Below are 4,366 nucleotides of genomic sequence, written 5' to 3' on the forward strand. Positions count from 1 at the left end.
GGGATGAACCGCCAAATCTGCCGGGACTTGTGGAAAGCCATAGCGGCGAAAGTGTTCTGGCGTACCAACAATGGCCATCTCCATGTCGGGGGAAATACGGACTGCTATCATGCCACCGCCAACTTCCGGTCCGAGACGTACACCGGCATCGAATCTTTCCGCAATAATATCGACAAACCGACTTTCGCTAATGAGTTCCAGCCGGATGTCAGGATAGCGTTGCTTAAACACCGCAAGCTTTGGCAGGAGCAGTTTATCAATAGCGTGCTGACTGGCATTAATCCGTACCGTACCTGACGGGGACTGGCGATAATGGGCCAGCGTGGCAAGCCCCATATCTAAAGCGTCGAATCCTGACTCAATAGTCCGGTAGAGTTGTTCGCCGGCATGGGTGAGCGATAGCCTACGCGTAGTGCGAGCCAGAAGCTGAACGCCCAGTCTTTCTTCAAGTTCGCGTACGGAACGGCTTATACCTGATTGTGCCAGGCCGAGTCGTTGCGCCGCAGCGGTAAAACTCCCTTCCCGCACCACCTGCATGAACAGGTATAAATCATTATAGTTTTCCCGTTTCGCCATCACGTTTCCCTCGCTATCGCATCACTATTTAGAACAATATGGTATTAATTCTAGCAATTTTACCCCTCTAATAAGCACTATTACTGCTCACTATAATGCTCGCATTGCAACAAAGCACAGCAGTGTTGTCCGTATGAAACCTGTATCTATCACGTTTTATGAGGGGATTTTGATGACTGCCTTCACCAAAAAACTGACAGCCGCGATACCAGCCATGCTGCTCTGCGCATCATTAAGTGGAGTTACAACGATGAGTTATGCCAATACAACCAATCCGAACGCGCCAGTTTCACTGGTCGAGACATGGGATAAAACCTTCGCTAAAAGTACGAAAGTTAATCACCGTAAAGTGACCTTTCAGAACCGCTTCGGGATCACCCTGGTCGGTGATCTCTACATTCCAAAGGATCGCGGCGAGCGCAAACTGGCGGCCATTGCCATCAACGGGCCTTTCGGCGCGGTGAAAGAGCAGTCCAGCGGTCTGTATGCGCAGACGTTGGCTGAGCAGGGATTTGTTACCCTGGCTTTTGACCCTTCATATACGGGGGAAAGCGGTGGCTATCCGCGTAACGTTGCCTCTCCGGATATCAACACCGAGGATTTCAGCGCGGCTGTTGATTTCCTTGGCCTGCAAAATGAGGTTGATCGAAATCGTATCGGATTACTGGGTATCTGCGGATGGGGCGGGATGGCCTTAAACGACGCCGCGATGGATACACGCGTGAAAGCGGTGGCGACCAGCGTGATGTATGACATGAGCCGTGCGATGGGGCATGGCGTAGGTGATGGTAAAGACCGTTATACCACTGCGGATCGTCGCGCCGTATTACAGTATCTGAACGCACAGCGCTGGGAAGATGCGAAGAACGGAGCTTTCGCGCCCGGCGGGCATGACATTTATGTTGATGAAAAGGGGAACGTCAGTACGTCGAAACGTATTCTGCCAGAAACGTTACCCGCAAATCCCAATCCGGTTCTGAAAGAATTCTTTGATTATTATCGCATGCCGCGTGGTTTCCATGCGCGTTCGGTCAACTCAACCGGGGCCTGGAATGCGACGATGCCGCTGTCATTTATGAATATGCCGCTGCTGAGCTACGCCAATGAAGTCACTATCCCCACGCTTATCGTGACCGGCGAAAAAGCCCATTCACGCTATTTTGCTGAAGATGCCTTTAGGACGATCGGCAGCAATGAGAAAGAGCTGGTGATTGTGCCGGGGGCAAATCATGTTGATCTGTACGACAACGTTGCGGGTAAGATTCCGTTTGCTAAATTTGAGCAGTTTTTCAATACCAACCTAAGATAACCGCCCCAAGCCGCCTGATATTTGCAGGCGGCTGTAAATCGCCTGCAGATCATTTTCATCCATGTTTTGACGTGATTTCCTGAATGACGTCTGTCCGGACTGCGCCTGAACCTGGCCGATTCGATATTAAGAGATCTGATAATGTCCACAGTAAGACTAAAACCGCATTACGAAAAAAAGCATGCGCATTGGGGGGGCGTGTTTGCCATGACGCTGTGCGTGTTTGTGGTGATCGCTTCCGAGTTTATGCCGGTCAGCCTGCTTACGCTTATTGCCAGTGATTTACACATTACCGAAGGGCTGGCTGGCCAGGGAATTGCAATCTCTGGCGCGCTGGCGGTCATTACCAGCCTGACTATCTCCCATATTGCCGGAGATCTGAACCGAAAACATCTCCTGCAGGGGCTGACGGTTTTAATGGCCATATCGGGGATAGTCGTCGCCCTGGCACCCAGCTATCCGGTTTATATGCTGGGGAGGGCCCTGCTTGGGGTGGTCATTGGTGGATTCTGGTCCATGTCTGCTGCAACCGCCATTCGGCTCGTTCCGCAGCATCAGGTTCCCCGCGCGCTGGCGATTTTTAACGGTGGGAACGCGCTGGCTACCGTTGTAGCGGCACCGCTTGGCAGCTATCTGGGGACGACCGTGGGCTGGCGAGGGGCATTTTTATGCCTCGTTCCCCTGGCTATAGCCGCGTTCATCTGGCAGTGGGTCAGCCTGCCATCGATGGAAAACGATAAAAAACAAAAATCCCAGAGATCTATGCGTCATCTGTTCCGCATCACCATTGTCCCTGCGGGACTTCTGGCCTGCGGATTCTTCTTCATGGGGCAATTTGCCTTATTTACCTACGTGCGCCCCTTTCTTGAGACCGTAACCCGCGTAGGCCCTACTGGTCTCTCTCTGATTTTGCTCGCAATAGGCGTGGCGGGTTTTGTCGGCACACTGGCCGTATCAATATTCCTGAACACAAGTTTTTATCAGACTTTAATCATGATCCCCCTGCTTATGGCAGCGACTGCCGGGGCGTTACTTCTGGTTGGACACAGCATCTGGGCTGTTGCCGTATTGCTCAGCCTGTGGGGACTACTAGCAACGGCTGCGCCAACGGGATGGTGGACATGGATAGCGCGGGCACTACCCGAAGATGCAGAGGCGGGTGGTGGCTTAATGGTTGCGGTGATCCAGCTATCAATTGCTCTGGGTTCAACGGCAGGTGGGATGGTATTCGACACTCTGGGATGGCGCAGTACTTTTGGCTTGAGTGGTTTCTTACTTCTGGCGGCAGCAGCAATGACGATTGTCACATCCCGTCAAAACTGCAAAGCAAACTAGAACTATCCATTCATTTCTGGCGTGCTCTCTGTCATGGCATACGGCAGAGAGCCGAGTGTCCGCCCTCGCTGATCGCGGGCCTTTAGCCCAGTTATCTTCTATTTTTTCACCAAATATTTTCGCATCAGTGCATTTTGTAATGTCACTCCGCGACAGGCAGGAAACCCACGTTCCACAACATGAAAGCCGTGTCGTAGAAAGAACGCCTCCGCAGCCTTACTGACATTTGAAGTCAGTTCGCCAATTCCACGTTGTCTGGCTTCTTCATGAATGCGATTCATCAATAGTGTCCCTACTCCCTGTCTCGGGTAGGTTCCCGAGACAAAGAAATGGTCAATGTACCCATTTGGCTGAAGATCTGCATATCCAGCTATTTCACCATCCACTTCAACAACAAAGGGGCGTAATTCTTTCATATGATTGGCCCATTGTTCCGGGTCGATATCCGTTGGGGCCCACGCATCTATTTGTTCCTGTGTGTAGTAATGTGATGCGAGGGTATGTACAGAAGATAAAAAGACGCTGAATAACGAAATTTCATCTCCATTACTAAACCTTCTGATTTTCATAAGACCTCGTCAGGAGAGTGACTTGTAGAACAATACCATTTTTGGTGTAGCAGAGCGTCAGCCCCTCGTGGTGAGTTTAATGGGTCAATGCAACGCTATTCTTAATCAAGGGAGATGCTCAGGCAACGCCGTTGAGTCAACATCAAACCATCGACCAGTGGCGGTAATGTCGCTGCGCCACGGGTAAGACTTTTTCCAGTTGAGTATGTAATATTGACTTATTGTGTAAAAAGATTACTTTTCAGGACATGAAGAAGATACTCATTATTGTTCCCGATGGCGGTATGCTGTTTGAGTCCGCCGGTATTGCCGACATTCTGATGCAGGCCAACCGCCTGCATCCCAAAGGCGCTACGGAGACGTGTTACCAGGTTCAGTTAGCGACAACGCAACCGCATCAGGTGATCCATGGTCAGTCCGGCCTAAATCTATTGGCAGATCACCGCCTGCATGAGATAGATCCTCGCGAACCTCTCGATACCATCATCATCACTGGCAGAGGTCAAAACCCGCAGGAAGGGATTGCAGTGGTTGACTGGCTACGCCTTGCCGCTCCCCATGCCCGCCGCATTGCATC

The 4,366-nt window shown here is 51.3% G+C and carries 4 protein-coding genes and 1 pseudogene; 3 read left to right on the forward strand and 2 right to left on the reverse strand.

The features are described 5' to 3' along the window. Positions 1-576: LysR family transcriptional regulator (locus FDW87_RS22645; RefSeq protein ID WP_252363184.1), on the reverse strand; the 576-nt coding region annotated here is incomplete at its 3' end. A 172-nt stretch (positions 577-748) separates the two neighbouring features. Between FDW87_RS22645 and FDW87_RS14155 the strand changes: the two genes are divergently transcribed. Next, positions 749-1,885: an alpha/beta hydrolase gene (locus FDW87_RS14155; RefSeq protein ID WP_137379866.1), complete on the forward strand. Its 1,137-nt coding sequence runs from the start codon at positions 749-751 to the stop codon at positions 1,883-1,885. 141 nt (positions 1,886-2,026) lie between these two features. Continuing rightward, positions 2,027-3,220, forward strand: coding sequence for an MFS transporter (locus FDW87_RS14160; RefSeq protein WP_103283856.1), 1,194 nt, complete (start codon positions 2,027-2,029; stop codon positions 3,218-3,220). 98 nt (positions 3,221-3,318) lie between these two features. On the opposite strand, the gene FDW87_RS14165 is transcribed toward FDW87_RS14160, so the two are convergent. Beyond that, complete coding sequence (locus tag FDW87_RS14165; RefSeq protein ID WP_046274913.1) at positions 3,319-3,789, reverse strand: GNAT family N-acetyltransferase; 471 nt, start codon at positions 3,787-3,789, stop codon at positions 3,319-3,321. Between the two features lie 248 nt (positions 3,790-4,037). Between FDW87_RS14165 and FDW87_RS22650 the strand changes: the two are divergent. After that, positions 4,038-4,366, forward strand: a pseudogene (locus tag FDW87_RS22650) (GlxA family transcriptional regulator); the annotation flags it as partial.

The organism is Citrobacter sp. wls826 (assembly GCF_005281245.1).
In the GTDB taxonomy this organism is placed as follows: Bacteria; Pseudomonadota; Gammaproteobacteria; order Enterobacterales; family Enterobacteriaceae; genus Citrobacter; species Citrobacter braakii.

What these genes read in the sequence shown, in the direction of transcription:
- FDW87_RS14155 (WP_137379866.1), top strand. Translation starts at nt 749, where the DNA reads ATGACTGCCTTCACCAAAAAACTGACAGCCGCGATACCAGCCATGCTG.
- FDW87_RS14160 (WP_103283856.1), top strand. Translation starts at nt 2,027, where the DNA reads ATGTCCACAGTAAGACTAAAACCGCATTACGAAAAAAAGCATGCGCAT.
- FDW87_RS14165 (WP_046274913.1), bottom strand. Translation starts at nt 3,789, where the DNA reads ATGAAAATCAGAAGGTTTAGTAATGGAGATGAAATTTCGTTATTCAGC.